The organism is Acidovorax sp. HMWF018 (assembly GCF_003061035.1).
Taxonomy (GTDB): domain Bacteria; phylum Pseudomonadota; class Gammaproteobacteria; order Burkholderiales; family Burkholderiaceae_C; genus Acidovorax; species Acidovorax delafieldii.
The window spans coordinates 1-2,401 of the sequence record NZ_QAIM01000563.1 but is presented as its reverse complement, the minus strand read 5'-3'; the positions used below and the strand labels follow the sequence as shown (position 1 = coordinate 2,401).

Here is a 2,401-nt window from a genome sequence, read left to right as displayed (position 1 = left end):
GCCTCAGGGAAGTGATGGAGTCCTTCGACGTTGATGCACAGGAGCGTTGATGCAGCCACTCACCCCTCTTCTTGGCCATTTGTCCACTAGCGCATTTGCGCGGCTCACCTGCCACGAGCATTTGCTGGCGTTGCCAGAAACGATCCACCACCGGCAACCTTCCCGGTCGCCTTCCTAGACTGCCCGGCCTTGCTCTTGTGCGCTTGCGCGTCCCGTAGCGAGCGCGCATCGACGAACGGCGCAGGCATCAGTGGTGTCGACCGCCATGATGGGCCCCGTGGTGCATGTGTGCGTACCCCCGTGGGTAGCCGCGCAAACTCCCACCATAGTAGTGCTGTCCTGCATGGTATCCGAGGTAAGAATATCCCAGGTATGAACTGCCGTAATACGCGGGAACTTGGTACCGGCCAGACAGGATGCGAGCCTTGAGGGCCTGATCGCCGTCGCTACGGCCCTGGATATAGCGCAGCACGCCGTCGCTAACACCCGCAGCGCGCTGCTGCGCAAAATCCTCGGCCCCCACCACGAAAGCAGCGCCTCGCTGCTGGATTTGGGCAATGATTGCTGCATCACTCTCTCCGCGCAAGCTCATCGCCACCACCTCGTCAATACGCAGGGGCGGCGGCACTGCCAAGCCGGGTTGAGAGACAGCACAGCCAGTGGTTGCCGCTGCCACAAGCAGCGCCAATGCCAATGAAATCCATCTCATTGCATCTCCTGGTCGATCTGTGGTCAGGTTGGAGCCAGATCTTCGGGGAATGTTCCGACTAGACCTATCCGATTACCGCAAAGCTTGATATGTGCCCCCTGCAACCGCCTGCGAGCGACAACATCAATTGTGGACGTTGCTGGTCGGCATGCTGGCGGTGGCGGTGGTGCCGTGGCGCAGTCGATGTTCGGCCACGGCTGCCGCACAGCGGGAAAGCGTCGACTTCATCGCGCAAACTTGCGCACATGAATGTGAATCATGCGACGGCGGCCTTACTACTTGCCCGCAAGGCCTTGGACGGCCTTCCAGAAGTTCAGCAGCGCCGGAAGGTTGCGCTGGAAGAGCTCCCAGGCATTCTGGAGGGCGCCGGGCAACGTGCCACCGCCCGCCAACTTGATGACTACCAGGACTGCCGCCACCACCACCGCCAAGCCTGCCAATACCACCAGCAGCGCAACAAGCGCCAGCACGGCTTTGACACCGCGCGGCAGTCGGGCGAGTGGCTCGCCGAAGCCTGTCGCACGGCCGCCATGACCGTAGTCTCCTCGATGATGCCCCATTTGGCTGTCCTCCAAGTTTGCTGTTCGCCCCAGTGTAGCGTGTCGCTCTCGCGAAGAATCTGCCTTTATGAGGACATGAAACCGTCAGAAGGATGAGGCACTTTGAACACAGCCAATGGCGCGAGATCCGCCCGGCCTCCTTCGGCGCCCACCGCCCGCTCGACCCGGATGCTGACCTGGCGGTCACGCACTTCTATCGTGCTGATGTGATTGTCGAACCAGGGCCCGGCGAGTTTGCGCCACCGCAATGCCGGCGGCACGAGACCTGCCGTGCCGAGGAGCGCTCGCCCCAACATGGCGGCCGGTCGCGAGCCAGCGATCATGAGCGCGAGCCTTTCCCACCGCCGGAGCGCATTGCGTACGGGCGACGAAACAACCTGGTAAGTAGGAGGTTGATGGGGGGGCGCGCAGTGAAACAGCACTTCGGCGATTGACCCGTTGTGTATGTCGCCTGCCAGCACCACGATCGACGCTAGCGCGGGCGTGCACTCGCCCGAGCCTGCTCGGCGCAGCAGGTCGGTGAGTCGTCGAATGAATTGCGGAAAGCGGCCCAATGATCGAGTTCGATGGCCTGCCGCGCGCGCTCTCCCAGGGCGGCCATGGCGCGGCCCCAGGCACCATCGCACACCGCTTCGCTCCATGACTCGACGTGATGGAGCGCAGGCGTGAGCAGGTAGGGCGCGGACATGGCGATCAGCAGATGATCGAAGTCCCCGTGAGCTTGCCGCTCGAACCAACGCCAATCCGCCTCCGACAGCATCGAGCGTGCGCCCGGCGTGAGTACACGATTCGCCCGGCAATCCCGGCCGACAAGGCGGGTGCGGCCGAAGTCACGACAGATACTCCAACGCGGCCGATCCCCGTATCCGCGATCCGCTTCGCGAATGCGCGCAAGGCCGCTCCGCCATCGTCTGCGCTCCGAATGGCAGCGAGCAAACGCTTTCTTTTCCTCTCCTGTCGGACTGGCCTCGCGTGCGCTCGGCCTCGTTCTTCGAGCTTGGCCTGTAGCGCTGCTCCCGTTCGGCCCAGGCGGCCCTGGCTTCGGCCTTGAAGGCGTCCCTGGCGTTGTGCTTCATGGCGACAGGGCCCTTCTTGGCCACCTTGGCGGCCGCTTTGCCTTTTCCAAGCGAAC

Annotated in this window: 4 protein-coding genes and 1 pseudogene; all 5 read right to left on the bottom strand. The window is 63.4% G+C overall.

From position 1 onward, the window contains the following. Positions 1-247: 247 nt before the first annotated feature. Positions 248-709 carry a hypothetical protein gene (locus DBR23_RS24180; RefSeq protein ID WP_108499820.1) on the bottom strand — a complete coding sequence of 154 codons (462 nt, stop codon included), beginning with the start codon at positions 707-709 and terminating at the stop codon, positions 248-250. 275 nt (positions 710-984) lie between these two features. Next, positions 985-1,284 (bottom strand): hypothetical protein, encoded by a 300-nt coding sequence (locus tag DBR23_RS24175; RefSeq protein WP_157443496.1) that lies wholly within the window; start codon positions 1,282-1,284, stop codon positions 985-987. A 50-nt stretch (positions 1,285-1,334) separates the two neighbouring features. Beyond that, positions 1,335-1,592 carry a hypothetical protein gene (locus DBR23_RS24170; RefSeq protein ID WP_055400844.1) on the bottom strand — a complete coding sequence of 86 codons (258 nt, stop codon included), beginning with the start codon at positions 1,590-1,592 and terminating at the stop codon, positions 1,335-1,337. 149 nt (positions 1,593-1,741) lie between these two features. Continuing rightward, positions 1,742-1,957, bottom strand: a complete 216-nt coding sequence (locus tag DBR23_RS24165) for a hypothetical protein (protein ID WP_146191432.1) — start codon at positions 1,955-1,957, stop codon at positions 1,742-1,744. A 142-nt stretch (positions 1,958-2,099) separates the two neighbouring features. Beyond that, positions 2,100-2,401 (bottom strand): annotated as a pseudogene (locus tag DBR23_RS24160) (hypothetical protein); the annotation flags it as partial.

What these genes read in the sequence shown, in the direction of transcription:
- DBR23_RS24180 (WP_108499820.1), bottom strand. Translation starts at nt 709, where the DNA reads ATGAGATGGATTTCATTGGCATTGGCGCTGCTTGTGGCAGCGGCAACC.
- DBR23_RS24165 (WP_146191432.1), bottom strand. Translation starts at nt 1,957, where the DNA reads ATGTCCGCGCCCTACCTGCTCACGCCTGCGCTCCATCACGTCGAGTCA.
- DBR23_RS24170 (WP_055400844.1), bottom strand. Translation starts at nt 1,592, where the DNA reads ATGATCGCTGGCTCGCGACCGGCCGCCATGTTGGGGCGAGCGCTCCTC.